We start from the raw sequence: 19,493 nt of genomic DNA on the forward strand, positions 1-19,493 counted from the left end.
GTTGGTGCGCGGACGTGGCATGCCACGCGCTCGCCGCGCTTTTCTCCCGCCAGACCGCTGGCGTCAATAAAGAAGACGCAAGCACCGATCGCTCCGGGCTGACATCCCTCAGATGCACACAAATCCCCTTCTTCTGTGCAGTGCGGCATAGCGGGGCACCCCGGCTTGCGGCACGCGATTTGGCCTCATGTCACCGCCGCAAGATGACTCGGCGCATTGCCCTGCGATGGCTCGTCGAGCAGGGCCATCGCGGCATCGACACCGCCGGCGCGATGCGGCACGCCGGCCGCGCGCAGCCCCATCTCGACACCGCTCAGCGCAGCCATCAAGGTCAGCGCGTTGCACTCGCCGAGATGGCCGATGCGGAACACCTTGCCCGCGACCTTGGACAGGCCCGAGCCGAGCGACATGTTGTACTTATCGAGCACGACCTGGCGGAACTGATCGGCGTCATGGCCCGGCGGCATGAGCACGGCGGTCAGCACCGGCGAAAAATCCTTTGGCTCCTGGCACAGCACCTCGAGGCCCCAATGCTCGACCGCGGCGCGGGTCGCGGCCGCAAGGCGCTGGTGGCGCGCGAACACCTGATCGAGCCCCTCCTCGAGCAGCACGGCAATCGCTTCGCGCAAGCCATAGAGCAGGTTCGTCGCCGGGGTATAGGGGAAGAAGCCATTCGCGTTCAGCTTCAGCATGTCCTCCCAGTCCCAGAACGAGCGCGGCATCTTGTTGCCCTTGGCAACAAGGCGCGCCTTGTCCGAGATGGCGTTGAAGCCGAGCCCCGGCGGCAGCATGAAACCCTTCTGCGAGCAGGATACGGCGACATCAACCTTCCACTCGTCGAAGCGGAAGTCGGCCGAGGCGAGACCAGAGATGGTGTCGACCATCAGCAGCGCCGGATGTTTGGCGCGGTCCATGGCGGCACGCACCTCGCCGACCCGGCTGGTCGCGCCGGTCGAGGTCTCGTTGTGCACGACCATCACCGCCTTGAGCCGATGGCCGGCATCGGCGACCAGCTTCTCCTCGATGACAGAGGGATCGACGCCACGGCGCCAGTCGCCAGGAATGAAGTCGACCTCGATGCCCCACCGCGCCGCCATCTGCCGCCACAGCGTGGCGAAGTGGCCGGTCTCGACCATCAGCACCCTGTCGCCCGGCGACAACGTGTTGACGATGGCAGCCTCCCAGGCACCGGTGCCCGAGGAGGGGTAGATGATCACCGGGCTGGCGGTCTTGAAGATTGTCTGCGAGCCGCTGAGCACGGCCCTCCCCAGCTCGGCGAACTCGGCGCTGCGGTGATCGATCACCGGCATGTCCATGGCCCGCAGCACCCGCTCGGGCACCGGACTTGGGCCCGGAATGTGCAGGAAATGACGGCCTTGGGGACGGGTCACGGCAGAACTCCAGGAAGACGACGGCATTCTGGCACCCATGATTGCATTCAATTTCTTAATGTGCAAGAGCTTTAACGCATTCACGGACGAGGTCGACCACATCTGTAACTACCGCTACAATGGGTAAGATGAATTCCACGATTCCCGATATCGAGACGCCACCCTTGGCTGGGCCAAGCGGTCGATCCGTGCCCGCGCGGGACGAGACCTCGCTGCATGACGAGATCCTGGCACGGCTGCGCGACTACATCGTCGAGGGCCATGTCGCCGACGGCGGACGCCTGTCCGAGCGCCAGCTTTGCGAAATGCTGGGGGTGTCCCGCACGCCCTTGCGCGAAGCGCTGAAGGTGCTCGCAGCCGAAGGGCTGGTCGAACTGCTGCCCAATCGCGGCGCCCGGGTGCGCCCTCTCAGCGCCGCCGACATCCATGAATTGTTCGACCTGATGGGAGGCCTGGAAGGCCTCGCCGGGCGCCTCGCCTGCGAGAAGATTTCGGATGAAGCGATCACGGAAATCGAGCAATATCATCACGATATGTACGGGTTCTACATGCGGCAGGACATGCAGGGCTATTTCCGCATGAACCAGTTGATCCACCGCGCGATCGTCGACGCCGCCGCCAATGCCACCCTTCATGCGACCTATGAGAGCTTGGCGGGCCGCATCCGCCGGGTGCGCTTCTCCGCCAATTTCGCCCGCAAGCGCGAGCGCTGGAGCGAGGCCATGCGCGAGCATGAGCTGATCCTCGATGCGCTGCGCCGCCGCGCCGGAAGCGAGCTGTCGGACATCCTGTTCCAGCATCTGCGCAACAAGGGCGCGGCTGCGATCGCCTACTTCGCAGAGGGCCAGCCGCCGCTGGCGGGAGCCAAGCCGGACAAGGTCGAATAACGCCCGGGATTGCGCAAATTTGCATGCAATCAGATTGACGCATTTGCGGAAATGAATGACACCGGGCGGAACAGCGCCCGCCGGACGACAGCCGGGCCCGACCAGGGATCACCATGCCGAACGCCAAAGCCGGTCCGTCCAGGCTCGAACAGAAGCTCCGCGCCGAGATCACGGGCAACGTCTTCTTCGACCGCTTCAACCGCGGCCGCTACGCCACCGACGCCTCGTTCTACCAGGTCATCCCGGCGGGCGTGGTCGTGCCGCGCACGATGGACGAGGCGCTGCTTGCGCTCGCCATCGCCCGCGACGACGGCCGCATCGTCACGCCCCGCGGCGGCGGCACCTCGCAATGCGGCCAGACCGTCAACGAGGGGATCGTCGTCGATTTTTCCAAGCACCTGAACCGCATCGTCTCGCTCGATGTCGAGGCCCGGACCTGCGTGGTCGAGCCGGGCATCGTGCTCGACGATCTCAACCGCCAGCTCAGGAAGCACGGCCTGTGGTTTCCGGTCGACGTCTCCACGGCGTCGCGCGCCACGATCGGCGGCATGGCCGGCAACAATTCCTGCGGCGGCCGCTCGCTGCGCTACGGCACCATGCGCGACAACACCATCGCGATCGACGCCGCGCTGGCCGACGGCACGCTGGCGCGTTTCGGCGAGGTGCCGCGCGACCTTGGTGACGTCAGCGCGCCCGACGGCGCCCGCGCGCTGTTCCGCGACATGCTGGCGCTGGGAGAGCGCGAGGCGGCCGAGATCGCCGACAAGTTTCCCAAGGTGCAGCGCCGCGTCGGCGGCTACAATCTCGACGCGCTGACGCCGCGCAACGCCGCCAACAACATGGCCCACCTGCTGGTCGGCTCGGAAGGCACGCTCGCGTTCTCCACCCGGATCGAGCTCAAGCTGTGGCCGCTGATCCGCACCAAAGTGCTCGGAGTCTGCCATTTCGGGAGCTTCTATCAGGCGATGGATGCGGCCCAGCATCTGGTGAAGTTGAAGCCGATCGCCGTCGAGCTGGTCGACCGCACCATGATCGGGCTGGGCCGCGACATCGCGATGTTCCAGCCGGTGATCGCGGCGGCCGTGCGGGGCGATCCCGACGCGATCCTGGTGGTGGAGTTCGCCGAGGAGACCAAGGACGAGAATCTCGCCAAGCTCAAACAGCTCTCCGAGCTGATGGGCGACCTCGGCTTCTCCTGGAGCAACGAGATAAGCAAATGGGGTGGCGTGGTCGAGATCACCGAGCCCGCGCTGCAGACCGCCGTCGCCGACTTCCGCGCCGCCGGCCTCAACGTGATGATGTCGATGAAGGAGGCTGGCAAGCCGGTGTCGTTCGTCGAGGACTGCGCGGTGCCGCTGCCGCATCTCGCCGACTACACCGCACGGCTCAACGAGGTCTTCGCCAGGCACGGCACGCGCGGCACGATGTATGCGCACGCCTCCGAGGGCTGCCTGCATGTCCGTCCGGTGCTGAACCTGAAGCTCGAGAAGGACGTGAGGGCGATGCGCGCGATCGCCGAGGAAGCGTTCGCCATGGTGCGCGAGTACAAGGGCTCGCATTCCGGCGAGCATGGCGACGGCATCGTGCGCTCGGAATTCCATGAGCAGATGTTCGGCAGCCGCATCCTCGCCGACTTCAAGGAAGTGAAGCGGCGCTTCGACCCGGCGAACGTGCTCAATCCCGGCCGCATCGTCGATCCGCCCAGGATGGACGACCGCTCGCTGTTCCGCTATCCGCCGGACTACCGCGTCGACGACATCAAGACAGTACTCGACTGGTCGGCCTATCCCGGCGCCGCCGGCGGTTTCCAGGGCGCGGTCGAGATGTGCAACAACAACGGCGCCTGCCGCAAGCTCGACGGCGGCGTGATGTGCCCGTCCTACCGCGCCACCCGCGACGAGAAGGATGTCACGCGCGGCCGCGCCAACACCTTGCGGCTCGCGATTTCCGGCCAGCTCGGTCCCGGCGCGCTGTCGTCCGACGAGATGATGGAGACGCTGAAGCTCTGCGTGTCCTGCAAGGCCTGCCGCCGCGAGTGCCCGACCGGCGTCGACATGGCCAAGATGAAGATCGAGGTGCTGGCGGCCCGCGCGACCACGCATGGCCTCACCTTGCGCGACCGGCTCGTCGCCTATCTGCCGCGCTATGCCGATATGGCTGCCCGCTTCGCGCCGCTCGTGAACCTGCGCAATCACGTCGCGCCCCTGCGCGCACTGATGGAGCGCGTCGCGGGCATCAGCGCCAGGCGCAAGCTGCCGGCGTTCCGCAGCGACACCTTCCGTGTCGACGCCGACGCGTTCGGTCCGGCTGATGGCCGCGAGGTCGTGCTGTTCGGCGACACCTTCAACCGCGTCTACGAGCGCGAAAACCTCGACGCCGCGCTGCGCGTGCTGATCGCCGGCGGCTATCGCGTGCATGTGCCGAAGCCGACGGATGGTGGCCGCCCGCTGTGCTGCGGCCGCACTTTTCTCTCCGCCGGCCTCGTCGGCGAAGCCAAGTCCGAGCTGCAGCGCCTGGTCGAAACCTACGCGCCGTTCGCATCGCGCGGCGTGCCGATCATCGGCCTGGAACCGAGCTGCCTGCTGACGCTCCGCGACGAGCTGCTGTCGCTGCGCAACGACGCGACCGCGAAAACGATCAGCGCACATGCGCTGCTGCTGGAGGAGTTTCTGGCGCGCGAGGCCGAGAGCGGCCGGCTCGCGCTGCCGCTCGCCCCCCTGCCCGGCAAGGCGCTGCTGCACGGCCATTGCCACCAAAAGTCCTTCGCCGCCTTCAAGCCGGTCGAGCAGGTGCTGCGGCTCATTCCGGAGCTCGAGATCGAGACCATCGAATCCTCCTGCTGCGGCATGGCCGGCGCCTTCGGTTATGGCGCGGAGACCTACGAGGTCTCGCTGCAGATGGCGGAAGCGTCGCTGCTACCAGCCGTGCGCAAGGCCGACGCTGCAACGTTCATCGTCGCCGACGGCACCTCCTGCCGCCACCAGATCCAGGACGGCGCCAATCGTGGCGCCGTTCACGCCGCGCAGCTCCTGGCGATGAGCCTGGAGCGAGGGCGCGCATCAACGTAGTTCGTAAGTGGGCAAAGCGAAGCGTGCCCACCACAGACCTTCCGCTTCGCCAGATGGTGGCACGCTCCGCTTTGCCACCCTACGCAGCTTCGTTTGAGTTAATGACACAGGGACTAACAGACATGGCCGATCTCACGCTCGACACCGCCCGCAAGATCCTCGATGCCACCCTCGCCAAAGGCCTCGAAAAGAAGCTCAAGCCGCTCGCCGTGATGGTGCTCGACGCGCGCGGCTGCCTGAAGGCCGCCGCCGCACAGGACGGCACCAGCCTGATGCGGGCCGAGGTCGCGCACGGCAAGGCTTATGGGGCGCTCGCGCTCGGCCTCGGCTCCCGCGCCCTGTTCCAGCGCGCGCAGGAGCAGGCCTATTTCATCGACGCCGTGAACACGCTGGCCCAGGGGCGCATGGTCCCGGTGCCCGGCGGCGTGCTGATCATGGACGGCACCACGCTCGTCGGCGCCGTCGGCGTCTCCGGCGATACCTCCGACAATGACGAGATCTGCGCGGTCGCCGGCATCGAAGCCGCCGGCCTCAAGGCCAATGCGGGCTGAGCTCGGTCGCACAGCAAAGCTCTGCGAATTCTACCGTTCCAACGATCTCGAGGGGACTGGCGTGCCCTCTCGGAGCTCGGTGGATCGCGCGTCGAACTCCCCGGCGCCGTCAAAAGCTGACGGAGAATTCATTCGGCCGGCTTGACCGGCCCGAAACATTGCCGGCCGCCGCACGTTTGTACCAAGGGGCGCGTGGAGAAACCGGACATGCCTCGCAGACGAACTCGCACCATCATCATCACTGGCGCCTCCGCAGGCGTCGGCCGTGCCATCGCGAAGCGTTTCGGCGAGGCCGGCGATCGCATCGGCCTGATCGCGCGCGACGAGGAAGCGCTGCGCGACGTCCAGCGCGAGCTGCAGGCGCGGTTTGCCCATGCCGAATACGAGGCCGTCGATGTCGCCGATGCGCAGGCCCTGTTCGACGCGGCCGAGCGGCTCGAGCAGCGCCTGGGTCCGGTCGACATCTGGATCAATGACGCCATGGAGACGGTGTTCTCGACCGTAGCGGACATCACGCCGGAAGAATTCCGCCGCGTCACCGAGGTCACCTATCTCGGCTTCGTGCACGGCACGATGGCGGCGCTGCGCTCGATGCGCCGGCGCAGCGAAGGCCGCATCATTCAGATCGGTTCGGCGCTCGCCTATCGCGGCATTCCGCTGCAGGCGGCCTATTGCGGCGCCAAACATGCGATCCGGGGCTTCACCGACTCGCTGCGTGCCGAGCTGATGCACGAGCGCTCGGGCATCACGCTCAGCATCGTCGATCTGCCCGCGGTGAACACACCGCAATTCGACTGGGCCCGCGCGCACCTTGCGCATACGCCACGCCCGATGGGCCGGCCGGTGGAGCCCGAGGTGATCGCGGACGCCGTCTATCGCGTTGCCGACGGCGGCTTCCGCGAATATTGGATCGGCTGGCCGACACTGCTCACGATCCTCGGTAACGCCGTCGCGCCGGCTTTGCTCGACCGCTACCTCGCAGCCAAGGCGATCGCCGGGCAACAGACCGATGTGCCGCTGGTGCCCGACCGCACCGACAATCTCGATCACCCGGTGACGCGCCTGCACCGCACCCGCGGTTCGTTCAGCCGCGGCGCGGCCCAGCAGACCCTGCTGGTGCCCGGTGATGTCGCGCGCGCGATGACGGTCGCGCTCGGCGCCGCGGTCTTTATTGCGTTGGGAGCGGCAATGAGCCGGCGGCGCTGGCGATGAGCCGCGACGCTGCCCTTGCCTGACACCGGCAGGATACGCTTTCCTGCAACGCGGCTTCCACTAGGGCTCGGAGCGCCTTCATGACCATCGAGAGCATCAGCGCGATCACCATCGCCACCCACGACATGGCGCGTGCCGTCGCCTTCTATCGCGCGCTCGGCTTCGACAACATCGCTCATGGCGGCGCCCACACGCCGTTCACGAGTTTCAGGGTCGGCTTCGGCTTTCTCAACCTGATCGCCATGCCCAAGGACAAGCAATGGAGCTGGTGGGGCCGCATCATCTTCCATGTCGCCGACGTCGACGCCGTCTACGCGAAGGCGCTCGGCGCCGGCTTCACGCCCTCGACCGAGCCGCGCGACGCCGAATGGGGTGAGCGCTATTTCCACCTCACCGATCCCGACGGTCATGAACTGAGCTTCGCGCGGCCGCTGGGCTAACCGAGCTCGAAGGTGGTGACGCCGAACACCCGCTCGATCCGTAGCGGCGGGATCGGCCCGGTGTACATCCGCGCGGTCTCGAACACCGGCTTGAGGCCGAGGCTCTCGGCGAGCGCCACCGCCGCGGAATTGATCGCGGGCACGTCGAGGAACACCTCGGCTTCGCCGGCCGTGCTCAACAGAGCCGCGATTACGGCCTCGGCATCATCGCGCCTCTCGGCAACCAGCGGACCGATCTTGTAGCCGATGCGGCACGGACGGATCACACCCCAGGCGGCTAGCGTATCGTCGCGGATCAGCGCCCGGCCGACATGACCGGGCGTGTCGATCCAGGCTCGCAGGAATGCACGGCGCGGGGCAGGAAACACGGTCGCGTCTGACGCTTCGATATCGGCGAACGACACATCGCCCAGAGTGACGACACCTGATCGCTCCACCGACTGCGGCAGGGCTACGGGTCGCCCGCCGTAGCGGATATTGGCATACGCATAGCTGAAGCCGGATTTCCGGTAGTTGTCCTGCTGCGCGACCACGCCGTCGAGCCCGACGACCCGCGAACCCGCATGGGCCATCGCCGCCTGCCAGAGCCGCAAGCCGTAGCCGTGCCCGCGCAGCTCGGAACGGACGATGTAGAAGCCGAGAAAGGCGAAGCGGTCGTCGTAGTTCACGCAGGACACGGTTGCGACCGGCACGCCCTCACGCTCGGCAATCAGAAAGCCGCCGGGATCGACCACGGCGAAACAGGCCGCATCCGACCGGCCGGGATTCCAGCCCTCGGCCGCCGCCCAATCGATGGCGAGCGAAATCTCGTCCGGGCGCATCGGCCGGATGCGCAGGCCGTCAGCGTTGGGATGTCCGGCCGATGGCGTCATGTTCTCCTCGATCCGAATGCCGCAGCATCCATCAATCATGACGCCGTGCGAAGCTCGGAGCAACCTGCGTAGCCAATTCTGCTGTAAGGTTTCAGTCGCAAACGAAGATCATCCAAGCTCATTGTTCATCTGCGGCAAGGACAAAACCAGGCAACGCTCGAAAGTGTGCTGCGCAGTCGCGGGCAAATCGTAGGCACGTCTCGATAAGATGCCGAATCGCCTCGTGCATCGCTCCGAATATCTTTTGCCGGATAGAGCTAGAATTGAATTTTGATGTGCCCCTCGACCGAATGATCCTGGGTGCTGGTCGAAAGATTGCCGCGATAGGACAATCCTATGACAGTATTGGCGCCTGTGCGCAGATCAAGCGCGGTTTGCACCAGGGCGGCATCGCGGGCGAGCGGCACCCCGGCGATGTCGAATCGAGCGCCCGTGCTTCTGAAAAGCAGGTAGTCTTCCGGCTTAAGCTGGCCGAACCCGTGTTGCCAAGCGAGCGATGCTGAAGGTTTGAGCGCCATTCCGCCCGACAATCCAATCACCGCCGACGCGCGCGACCCGATCGCGGTATAACCCACGTCCTCCTCGCGCGATGCGACGGAAAGTGCGGCAACGTCACCGGCCTCATCGAAGCCATTGGTATGGAGATGGATCCAGGACCAACCTGTGAATGGCTCCACAACAGCATTCGCGAGGTTTAGATCATACCCAATCTCACCAAATAATTGTGAGCTGAACGCGCCATAGCGCCCGGTCGCCCGTTCGAGAAAACCGGGATAGCTGATCGAGCGAGCGCTCCCAATCGTGCTGAAACTCAGAAGTGCCCCCGAGCGGACGTTCCAGGCACCCACGCCCAACCCTGTATAGACGCCGAAAAATGCGCTCTCGATATCGGCCGAGCTCGCACGGGCATCGATGCTCATCCTCGAATTGGTGTAGCCGAGTGCAACGCCTGCCCGCCAGTTGTCTCCCAGCCGCCCGTCTACTCCGCTGAAGAAGCCGCTCAGGAGTCTGCTCATACCAGCAGCACTCCCGTCACCATGAACCGTGCCCCAAGCCCCCACTCCCTGAGCCCACCAGGCAATATTCCGCGATGTGGATGCGTTGGCCGACGAAGGAATGCTACCAGCGCGGAAAATGTGCCTGCCCGTATCGACATAGGCCAGATGCTTCGGCGGGGATCGATCGGCATCACCGTAGATCACGGCCGGACCTTCGGAGCCAAAACCCGCAAAGGCCCCAAAACGGTCCTCAAACGAAGTTTGACGCAAGCGTCCGAGGACGGCATCCCGGGCGTAATGGCCGTCTTCAACAATGGACGTCCGTGCGCTGGCATGAAGTTCGCCCGATAGCGCGTCGAACGCCTGCTGCGCGCCGGCCGCCGTCTGGAAGATAACGCTGCCGAAAAGCCGGCTGTCCGGCGAGCTTTCCTGGAGAGCGGTGGCTACGGCCAGCTGGTTTGCCGTCCGCGCGACGCTCGGAAAGAAGGTCGACTGGGTAAGCGAGAGGAACACGTTGTTGGCATCATAACTCAGGCTGGGAAACAGGAACGCAGAGTTGCTGCTCACCCCAGAGAAGGTACCAATGACGCCATCGGCGGCATTGAGAATATTGTAGGTCGTACGGAAGCCATAGGCACCGCTTTGCGGCAGGACAACAACATTGCCATTGAGTCTTGCCGTGCCGGTCGCCGCGATCCGGTCTGCGGCCCCGGTCGCGTTGGTCTCGACTTCGTAGGCGGAGCCAGAGGCAAAGGATAGATCGCCGGAGACATTAAGCGTCCCGATCGAATTGCCTGGCGCAACGACTCCGCTGCTCGCGACACCGAGCCCCCCGATCGTGCCATTGCCCGTGAGCCGGGTCCCGGAGTTGACGAACACGGTCGATGCAAGCCTCCCCGTGACGTCCAGTATTCCGCCGTTGACGAACGTCGGACCGGTATAGCTGCTGTCCCCGCTCAGGACGAGCGTGCCACTGCCGTTCTGCTCAAGGGTACCAGGGCCCGAGATCGTTCCACCGAAGGTGTAATTGTCGGAACGATTGAAGGCCAAGATTCCGTTGTTGATCACGTCGCCGACGATCGAGCCGCTGGTGCCGCCATTCCCGAGTTGCAGCGTCCCAGCGCTGACGGTGGTGCCGCCGGTATAAGTGTTCGCGCCAGAGAAGATGGTCGAGCCGGAGCCAAGCTGTTGGAACGTCCCGGTGCCCGAAATGATGCCACCGAACGTGTAGCTGTCGGAACGATTGATCGCGAAGGTGCCATTGTCGTTGACGTTGCCGCCGATCGAGCCGCCGCTGCCGCCATTCCCGAGTTGCAGTGCGCCGCTATTCACCGTGACCGAGGTGTTTGGCATGCTTCCGTCAACCTCGAGCAGGCCGCCACTCACGGCAAAGCTGGAGATAAGCGGAGTGGCGCCCGTAAGCGTCCAGTGGCTGCTGCCCTCCTTGAGAAACGTCCCGAAGCCCTGGTATTGCAGGCCTGCACCGACCGTTGCGACGTTGAAGCTCGCTGTACCCGTGCCGCCCAGTGCAAGGGTGTCGCTGCCGCCGCCGAAGACGTTGCCGTTGATCACAGCGGTTGGATGAAGCTCAAGCCGGTTCGCCGAACCATGAAATCGCGCCGCGCCGCCTGCACCGCCGTTGAGCGTGCCGGCCACAGTGAGAGTCGTGGGGCTGACGACGAGGCTCGATGTATCAATGGCGAAACCATCCGCCCCCGTACCATTCGAGGTCACCTGGCTTCCGGCACCGATCGCAATCGCAATCGATCCGCTCGTTCCGCTTCTCGCATATATGCCCGTCGTATTGGTTCCTGTGACGTCGCCCGAGATGGTAATCTTTACCGCGCCATTACCATCGCTCCGCGCAAAGATGCCACTCTCCTGGCCGCTCACGGCGGTTCCGGCGGTTGTGGTCACCGTGACATCCGCGTTCCCTCTCGCGAGAAGCGCGAAATCGCTGCCGGTCGTGCCGGCGGCTGTGACGTCACCATTGACCGTCACGGTCGTCGATCCAGTGCCGTAGTTGCGGCTCAGAATTCCGTAGCGTGCGCCACTAACGTTGGAGCCCGCGCCGGTTGTCACGGTCAGATCAGTGCCGAAATTGATCGCCACGATTCCCCGCGATACCGCGGTTGTGCCCGTGCTGACGACATCGCCATTGGTCGTGATGTTGAGCGCGCCGGTGCCCTGGTTGCGGCCCCGAATGCCGTAGTTGAGGGCGGTGATATCACCGTTGGTATTGACTGTGATGCTGCCCGGAACGCCGGCTGTCGTCGTCATATTGAGTCCGTTACCGGCGCTCGCGGTAAATGGAGAGGAGTTCGTGTCGGTATATGAAAGGTCGCCAGCGCCGGTGATCGTGAGGGCATTCGCGGAGACAGTGGTAATGCGGAATCCCGATAGCGCAGTCACGTGCGCGTTGGCGCCCGAAATCGTCTGGGCGGTGCTGGCCCCCGAGCATTCCCAATTGGAACCGCCCACATTGGCGCAAGCAGAGTAGGCCCGGCGGCTATAGCCGGAAACAGCACCCACCAGCATCGAAGACGACAGCACCAGCTGCCGGCATAGAGACCTGTCGGACAAGCGCCCCCTCCTTGGGCTGGGAAATTCAACCTTTATATGTCAAAAATCACTCGACAACCAGGAGATGCCGCACTTCGATCACAAAGTCGTAGGTCGATCCCGTCTTTCGAGGCGCTCTCCTGGGCCGCGCTGAAGAGGCGCGGCCTCTTGTCGGGTCCACCGCCGTTTGGGGAAGCATTCATGTGCTGTCGTGACGATGTGCCGACATTCGAATCAAACGAGATTTTGCCCGCCGATCAAACTGGCCTGCGCCTTCCCGCGGAACAGGTCGGCCAAGCCGGCGGGGAGGCGCTTCGGTACTCCATGTCCCCCGGACTGCCCGAGTTTCTTGGTTCTCAGCGCATCGCCATCGTGGGTTCGTCCTATCAATCCGGCAAACTCTATTTCCTCGGTCAGAACGTCGATGGCGGGCTCTTGGTCCACGAGCGCCTCTTTCACAAGGCTATGGGACTCTGCGTCGTGGACAGAGACACGATTCTGCTCGCCACGATGTTCCAAATCCTGAAATTCAGGAACGTGCTTGCGCCCGGCCAGCGGATCAACGATCTGCACGATGCCTGTTATGTCCCGCGCCAGATATTCACCACCGGCGAGCTCGATGTTCACGACGTCGGGGTGCTGAGCGATGGCCGCATCGTCTTCGTCAACACGCTTTACAATTGTCTTGCTTCAATATCGGAACGGCACAGCTTCACGCCGCTGTGGAAGCCTTCATTCATTTCGAAGATCGTCAGGGAGGACCGATGTCACCTGAACGGACTTGCCATCGAAGACGGCACCCCTCGCTACGTTACCGCGATCAGCAAATCGGATACCGTCGATGGCTGGCGCGACCGTCGCTCCGATGGCGGCATCGTCGTCGACGTGCACTCCAACGAGATAGTGATCGGCGGTCTCTCGATGCCTCATTCCCCCCGACTCTATCGCGGGAGATTGTGGGTGCTTAACTCGGGCACAGGGGAGATCGGGTGGATCGCGCGTTCAGCAGCCGGCGCGACGTTCCAGGTTTTGGCCTTCTGTCCCGGCTTCGTGCGCGGGCTCGCGTTTTTCGGCAACTATGCCTTCGTTGGCTTGTCGAAACCTCGCTATGAGCGGTTCGAGGGTCTCGCACTGGACCGCCGGTTAGCCGAAACCGATTCCGAACCGTGGTGCGGAATCCAATTGATCAATCTCGATACCGGTGTCTGCGAAAACTGGTTTCGGATCGACGGGGCGGTAACCGAATTCTACGATCTAGGCGTGGTGGCAGACGTGGTGCGCCCCATGGCGATCGGCTTCGCCAACAACGAGATCCTTGATCTCGTCACCCATGATCCGATTGATGCCGTTCAGAGCGCTTGGCCTGTGCAGAAACGAGCGCCGGGAGTGGGGTCCCCGTGGCGGGCGTAGAGTTGCACGCTAGCCGAGGAACAAGTGCTCCTCAAAGACGGCAGGCCGCACGCACGTGACGGTGACCCGAAAGCCCAGGGCACCAGAGAGATCACGTATAAGCCGATTCACCTGCCCTGCGCCCTCTTCATCTCTGAGTGCTGAGACCAGAACGGGACTCGGGCGCACGGCGCCGCGAGATTGCTGACGAATATATTCTGTTGCTCGACGATGGCGACGATGTTGAGAACGCGCGCACGTCTCCACCAGCGTTATTCCGGACCGCGCCTGCAAGGCGTGGGCACGGAATCCATAACCGCCATCGGGAGTATGGATTCCGGGCTCGCCCTACGCGCGCCCCGGAATGACGACCTCATCATACGAGCGAAATCATTTCCCCGGCCACACCGGCTTGCGCTTCTCGGCAAATGCCTTCAGGCCTTCCTTGGCGTCCTCGGTCATCGCGAGCAGCGCGATCTGGCTTTCGAGATAGGCGATGGACTCGTCGAACGACATCGAGGCGATGGCGCGCATGGCGTATTTGCCGCGGCGGATGGCGGTCGGCGACTTGTCGACGAGGCGGCCGATCAGCCAGTCGATCTTGCCGTCGAGCTCGGCCGCCGGCACGACGTGGTTGAGCAACCCGGCGGCCTGTGCAGCCTTGGCGTCGAACGGCTCGCCCGTGAGCGCCCATTCGTTGACGAGACGCGGCGGCGCGATGCTCTGCAAGAGGCTCAGGACCTGCATCGGGAACACGCCGACCTTCACCTCCGGAAGGCCGAAGAGGACGTGGTCGGCCGCGACCGCCATGTCGGTCATGCACAGCAGGCCCATGCCGCCGGCCATGCAGACGCCGCCGACCCGCGCGATCGCCGGCTTGGTGGCATTCTGCGACAGCCTGAGCAGATCGGCATAGTCGACATTGGGACGGGAGAAATCCATCGCGAACGCCGCGCCGGAGTTCTGCAGGTCGGCGCCCGCGCAGAACGCCTTGTCGCCCGCCCCCGTCAGCACGATCACGCGCACCCCGGGATCGTCATGCGCCTGGCGATAGCCGCGCGAGATGCCGGCGATGACGTCGCCATTCAGCGCGTTGCGCTTCTCCGGACGATTGATGGTGATCCAGAGGGCCTGCCCGCGCTTGTCGAGAATCACGCTGTCGTCGGTCATCGCCTTGCCTGTCGCTTGCTGTCGGATGCGAGATTGTCGCGGGATAGCCGCGAGGAGCAAGGAAAACTTGCGTCAGGAGGCCGCGCGGCGGCCGATCTCATCGATGACGCCGCGCAGCAGCGGACGCGCAGGCTCGAACTGGCCGGTACGCAGGAACGCGATGGTCTGCCGGAACGACGTCGGATGCACCAGCAGTCCCACGTGCGAGGCCTTGACGGTCGTGTAGTCCGTCATCCCGACGAGCTTGCAGCTCTCGACCGAGACGCGGCCGTCGTTCGGCCATGGCAGCAGGAACAGCCCGGCGATCGGGTCGAGGAAACGGTTGCCGGCGATCACGCCGATCTCGTAGTCGGCGGCCGGCAAGGAGGCGAGCGTGACGTCTTTCGTGGTCACCAGTTGCAGGCCTGCCGGCCCGAAATAGGCGCGATACAGCCCGACGTTCTGCAGCCGGTCGGCGAGCTCGCTGCCGCCATTGGGCGTTCCCAGCATGACGACACGGCCGAGCCGCGCCGGCCGATGCTTCGCGATCGCGACCCGTGCCAGCAGCCCGCCCATCGAGTGGGTGACGAAATGGACCGGACCGTCGATCCCGGCGGCGAAATCGGCGATCGCCGGGCGGATGTCGTCAGCAAGAAACTCGAGCGGCTTCTTGCGGCTCTCATAGTCGAGGTTCAGCGTCGCAAAACCTGCGCGCTGCAACCGCTTTTCCAGCGGACGCAGCATCAATGACCGACCGGCGATGCCATGCAGCAGCACAACCCCCGCGTCGCGGGGGCCACTGTGCTGAGAACGCCGGCGCAGCGATGCGATCACGCGACTTCCCGCTCCTCCGGCTCGCGCTCCGTCGTAGCGGTTGCCGCACTCGCCTCGGCAAGCGCCTTGGCGCCGACATAGTCGGTCTTGCCCGAGCCGAGCAGCGGGATCTTGTCGACCACCATCACGACGGCCGGCACCGCAAGCTCCGGCGCGCCTTGCGCCTTGGCCTGACGCTGTATCGCGGAGCGTTCGGCATCCTTCTGCGTCGTGATCAGCACGATGCGCTCGCCCTTGCGCTGGTCGGGGATCGACACCGCGACCGAGGCTGCCTGCGGCCACAAAGCCGCGGCGATCTGCTCGACCACCGTCAGCGACACCATCTCGCCGGCGATCTTGGCAAAGCGCTTGGCGCGGCCCTTGATCGTGATGAAGCCCTGCGCGTCGATGGTGACGATGTCGCCGGTGTCGTGCCAGCCCTCCGGCAGTGCCTCGAGCACGCCGGGATTTTCGGCCCTGACATAGCCGAGCATGACGTTGGGGCCGCGGACCGAAAGCCGTCCGCCCTCCTCGATGCCCGGCACCTTGTCGAGCCGATACTCCATCAGCGGCGACAGGCGGCCGACGGTGCCGACACGGTTGGCCATCGGCGTGTTCATCGCCAGCACCGGCGCGGTCTCGGTGACGCCATAGCCTTCGAGAACGCGGATGCCATAACGCTCCATGTAGATCTGCCGTGTCCGATCCTTGACCGGCTCGGCGCCGGCAATGACCAGCCGCAGGGTGCGGAAATCGTAGGCATGAGCGGAGCGCGCGTAGCCGGTCAGGAAGGTGTCGGTGCCGAACAAGATCGTGGCGCCGGTCTGGTAGATCAGTTCGGGCACGATCCGGTAATGCAGCGGCGACGGGTACATGTAGATCGGGATGCCCGCCAACATGGGCATCATCATGCCGCCAGTGAGGCCGAAGGAGTGAAAGACCGGCAAAACATTGAACACAAGATCGTTAGCGTTGGCATCGACCCTCGCCAATGCCTGCGCGGCATTCGCGAGAATGTTGCGATGGGACAGGACGACGCCCTTCGGGGTGCCTTCGGAGCCGGACGTGAACAGAATCACCGCCGGATGGTCGGCATTGCGGGCGACGCGCGGCTTGGTGCCGTCGATCATCCCCTTGATCTTGTCGGCCAGGCTGACGGAGGCCTTGACGTCCTCGAGATAGACCAGGCGGGCCTGTCCTTCGATCGCCGCGATCAGCTTGTCGAGCTTGCCCTTCTCGATGAAGGCCCGCGACGTCAGAACGGTCGTGACCTGCGCCGCCTTCATTGCCGCCAGCACATTCACCGGGCCGGCGGAGAAATTCAGCATTGCCGGCACGCGGCCGATCGACTGCAGCGCCATGAACACCACGGCGACGCCGGCGGAGTTCGGCAGCAACAGGCCGATGTTCTCGCCCACCATCGTGCCCTGCTCGAGCTTGCGGCTGAGCACCTGCGAGCCGAGCAGCAGCTTGCGATAGGTCAGCTTGGTGCCGAGCGGATCCTCGATCATCACCTTGCCGGTGTCGTGGTCGCGATGGGCATGGGCGAGCGCCTCGAACAGCGTCCGATCCAGCATGGCGTTCTTGACCATGGCGTCGATCATCACGTCCTGCAGCGCCGCGCCGGCCGCATTGCGGCGGGTCTTGCCCTTGAGAGCGGCATCGATGGTGAGCTTCACCGGCGGCAGGATCGTCACCGTCACCTTGGGAAACCACGAGCGCTTGATCTGGCCATCCTTGAGATAGCTGAGATGCGAGCGCTGCGCGCCCTCGATGCGAACGGGCACCACGATGGCATCGGCCTTGTCGGCGATCATCGCGGTGCCGTCATAGACTTTCATCAGTGAGCCCGACACCGTGATGCGGCCCTCGGGGAAGATCACCACCGGTTCCTGGCTGGCGACCAGCTTGATCAGATCGCGAGCACCGAGCGGCTTCGTCGGGTCGATCGTGATGTGCCTCACAAGTTTCAGAAAGACCTTCGCCCACCAGGCCTTGGAGATCCCGGTGTCCACGGCGAAGGTCGCATCAATCGGAAGCACCGCGTGTAGCAGCGGACCGTCGATCAGGCTGACATGGTTCGGCGCGATCAGCATGCGGGTGCCGGCTGGCGGCAGGTTCTCCAGGCCGCGCACTTCGGTGCGGAACAGAGCACGGAACAGCATCGCGCCGAAATCGCGCACGCCCTCCCTGCCCCATTTGTTGAGCACGAACCAGACGGCGCCGAAGCTGGCCAAAGCCAGACCGAAGAAGATCCAGGCGATCGAGACGCCCGCGGGCCTGCAGGCCGGCTACGCCCAGCGAGCCGACCACCATGAAGGCGGCCTGCAGCACATTGCCGGCAGCGATGACCCGGGCGCGCTCGGTCGGCTCCGACCAGGCCTGCACGGCGGCGAACGCCGGAACCACGAACAGGCCGCCGCCAAAGGCGAAAACGGCGAAATCGATCAGCATGCGCGCGCCCGCCCAAGAGCCGACGAAGGCGAGCGGCGTGAGGCCCTTCGCGGTCACTGTCGTCCCGATCGCCCAGGACAGATCGAGGCCGAGCACGCCCATGAGGATGGCGCCGATCGGCACCAGCGCGAGATTCGGCCTGACATGGCTGAGATGCGCTGCGAACAGCGAGCCGATGGCAATGCCAATCGCGAAGATGGCGAGGCACAGAGTGACCACGCCCTCGGTGCCGCCGACGACATCCTTGACCAGCGCCGGCAGCAGCGACAGCACGACGGCGCCGACCAGCCAGAACCAGGACACGATCACCATGCCGTCCCACAGCCGCGGCGCGGCGTACAGCGACTTGAGAAGGTGCGAGGTCGAGGTCCAGGGATTGGCCGTGATGCGCAGATCGGGGGCCGACGGCGACGTGTGCGGAATGCGCGAGGCCGACGCCCAGGAGATCAACGCGAGGCCGATGACGGCGAGAGCGACCCATCCCATGTGCGACGAGCCGGAGACGAGTTGGCCGCCGGCGATGGTGCCGATCAGGATGGCCATGAAGGTCGCGCCTTCGACCAGCGCGTTGCCGGTTGCGAGCTCACCGACCGTCAGTTGATCGGGCAGCATGGCGTATTTCACGGGACCGAACAGCGCGGCAATGACACCGAACATGCCGAGGGCGACGAACAGCAGCGGGATCGAATGCAGAAAGAAGCCCAGCGCCGCAAAGGTTGCGGCGAAGATCTCCGCGAATTTGAGCCGGCGCGCCACGATTCCCTTAACATATCGATCCGCCAGCTCGCCGCCGAGCCCGGACAGGATGAAGAACGGAAAGATGAAGACGGCGCCCGCCACGGTCACAAGCGCGTCGCCATGCGTTGCCACGGCGCCATAGAGCAGCATGATGACCAGCGCATTCTTCAGGACGTTGTCGTTCAGCGCCGAGGAGAATTGAGCCCAGAACAGCGGGGCAAAACGGCGCGACGACATCAACTGCTTGATCATGATCGATTCCTGATGTGCTGCAGCGGCTTGGCCGCAAGGATCGCAAGAGTCTTGAAGGTTGGTGATGAAATGAGGCGGAGCCGGCGATGCATCCCGTTAGACGCGGTCATGCGGTTAGGCGTTCTGTTGTTGGTCGCCGACCAGGATGGAAAATAGCGCGAAGGTCGTGTGCAAAAGGCTTATCCAGACCGATGGCAACGGGACGGAGGGGGTGGGACGCGAGGACATGGTGACCGCTTCGTTGCGCATCAGATCGGGATTTGAGACGAGGTCAGGTCAGTTCGCTCAGGTAGTGGAAGCAGCCGAACAGGCCGCCACGGCGCAGCCGGTGCCCTTCGCGCCCGGCGGCACGAAACAGACGTTGTCCCGCCAGCCGCCTCGTTCGCCGCGCAGCCAGCAGACCGGCAACATCACAAGCATTTGCGATCCGCTCGACGCGCGCCGTCAAAAGGTGAGACGCGAACCGCGCGAGACCGTTCAGTCCTGTCGGCGCATTGGTCGAAAAAAAATGGGGAGCGCGAGAGTCGAGAACCTGCATGAGACTTCTCCATATTTTGAGCAACGCTCAAAATATATCGCGCTTTTGAGCGACGCTCAAGAAGATAATGTAAACGTCAAAGAAGGGTAAAATGATCCTGCGAGGCGCCCGCCCCTCGGCGTAAGGGGCAATTAGGGCCCTCGAATCAGAAGGGTTTTCGATAACTCGGCTTGCCCCAG

General features: G+C 64.5%; 12 protein-coding genes and 1 pseudogene. 6 read left to right on the plus strand and 7 right to left on the minus strand.

Annotated elements, in window-relative coordinates:
* Nucleotides 1-185 precede the first annotated feature (185 nt).
* Complete coding sequence (locus ACQR2C_RS00285; RefSeq protein ID WP_434880189.1) at nt 186-1,391, minus strand: pyridoxal-phosphate-dependent aminotransferase family protein; 1,206 nt, start codon at nt 1,389-1,391, stop codon at nt 186-188.
* A gap of 128 nt (nt 1,392-1,519) precedes the next feature.
* Here ACQR2C_RS00285 and ACQR2C_RS00290 point away from each other — a divergent pair, with 128 nt between their 5' ends.
* The 5 genes from ACQR2C_RS00290 to ACQR2C_RS00310 all read left to right on the plus strand — a co-directional run bounded on the left by ACQR2C_RS00290 (nt 1,520) and on the right by ACQR2C_RS00310 (nt 7,549).
* The gene (locus ACQR2C_RS00290) at nt 1,520-2,278 is read left to right on the plus strand and encodes a GntR family transcriptional regulator (RefSeq protein ID WP_434880190.1); all 759 of its coding nucleotides are present in this window, start codon (nt 1,520-1,522) and stop codon (nt 2,276-2,278) included.
* Nucleotides 2,279-2,391: 113 nt separating this feature from the next.
* Complete coding sequence (locus ACQR2C_RS00295; RefSeq protein WP_434880191.1) at nt 2,392-5,346, plus strand: FAD-binding and (Fe-S)-binding domain-containing protein; 2,955 nt, start codon at nt 2,392-2,394, stop codon at nt 5,344-5,346.
* 122 nt (nt 5,347-5,468) lie between these two features.
* Nucleotides 5,469-5,897 carry a GlcG/HbpS family heme-binding protein gene (locus ACQR2C_RS00300; protein WP_316180062.1) on the plus strand — a complete coding sequence of 143 codons (429 nt, stop codon included), beginning with the start codon at nt 5,469-5,471 and terminating at the stop codon, nt 5,895-5,897.
* A 207-nt stretch (nt 5,898-6,104) separates the two neighbouring features.
* Nucleotides 6,105-7,109: an SDR family oxidoreductase gene (locus ACQR2C_RS00305; protein WP_315803574.1), complete on the plus strand. Its 1,005-nt coding sequence runs from the start codon at nt 6,105-6,107 to the stop codon at nt 7,107-7,109.
* Nucleotides 7,110-7,189: 80 nt separating this feature from the next.
* Nucleotides 7,190-7,549: a VOC family protein gene (locus ACQR2C_RS00310; RefSeq protein ID WP_315803575.1), complete on the plus strand. Its 360-nt coding sequence runs from the start codon at nt 7,190-7,192 to the stop codon at nt 7,547-7,549.
* Here ACQR2C_RS00310 and ACQR2C_RS00315 read toward each other — a convergent pair.
* Entirely contained in the window at nt 7,546-8,421 is an 876-nt protein-coding gene (locus tag ACQR2C_RS00315) for a GNAT family N-acetyltransferase (protein ID WP_434847646.1), read from the minus strand. The genes ACQR2C_RS00310 and ACQR2C_RS00315 overlap by 4 nt on opposite strands.
* A gap of 257 nt (nt 8,422-8,678) precedes the next feature.
* Complete coding sequence (locus tag ACQR2C_RS00320; protein ID WP_434880192.1) at nt 8,679-12,002, minus strand: autotransporter outer membrane beta-barrel domain-containing protein; 3,324 nt, start codon at nt 12,000-12,002, stop codon at nt 8,679-8,681.
* Nucleotides 12,003-12,182: 180 nt separating this feature from the next.
* Here ACQR2C_RS00320 and ACQR2C_RS00325 point away from each other — a divergent pair, with 180 nt between their 5' ends.
* Nucleotides 12,183-13,391, plus strand: coding sequence for a TIGR03032 family protein (locus tag ACQR2C_RS00325; protein ID WP_434880193.1), 1,209 nt, complete (start codon nt 12,183-12,185; stop codon nt 13,389-13,391).
* Between the two features lie 369 nt (nt 13,392-13,760).
* Here the strand turns inward: ACQR2C_RS00325 and ACQR2C_RS00330 are convergent, their stop codons facing one another.
* The 4 genes and pseudogenes from ACQR2C_RS00330 to ACQR2C_RS00345 form a co-directional block, all read right to left on the minus strand.
* Nucleotides 13,761-14,540: an enoyl-CoA hydratase/isomerase family protein gene (locus ACQR2C_RS00330; RefSeq protein WP_434837785.1), complete on the minus strand. Its 780-nt coding sequence runs from the start codon at nt 14,538-14,540 to the stop codon at nt 13,761-13,763.
* 72 nt (nt 14,541-14,612) lie between these two features.
* A complete protein-coding gene (locus ACQR2C_RS00335) occupies nt 14,613-15,350 on the minus strand; it encodes an esterase/lipase family protein (protein ID WP_315803791.1) in 738 nt (245 codons plus the stop codon).
* Nucleotides 15,350-18,776, minus strand: a pseudogene (locus ACQR2C_RS00340) (acyl-[ACP]--phospholipid O-acyltransferase). Before ACQR2C_RS00340 ends, ACQR2C_RS00335 begins: the two are co-directional and overlap by 1 nt.
* Before the next feature lie 271 nt (nt 18,777-19,047).
* Nucleotides 19,048-19,314: a hypothetical protein gene (locus tag ACQR2C_RS00345; protein WP_315803580.1), complete on the minus strand. Its 267-nt coding sequence runs from the start codon at nt 19,312-19,314 to the stop codon at nt 19,048-19,050.
* Nucleotides 19,315-19,493: the final 179 nt, after the last annotated feature.

This window comes from Bradyrhizobium sp. HKCCYLRH3061 (assembly GCF_051168015.1).
Lineage (GTDB): Bacteria > Pseudomonadota > Alphaproteobacteria > Rhizobiales > Xanthobacteraceae > Bradyrhizobium.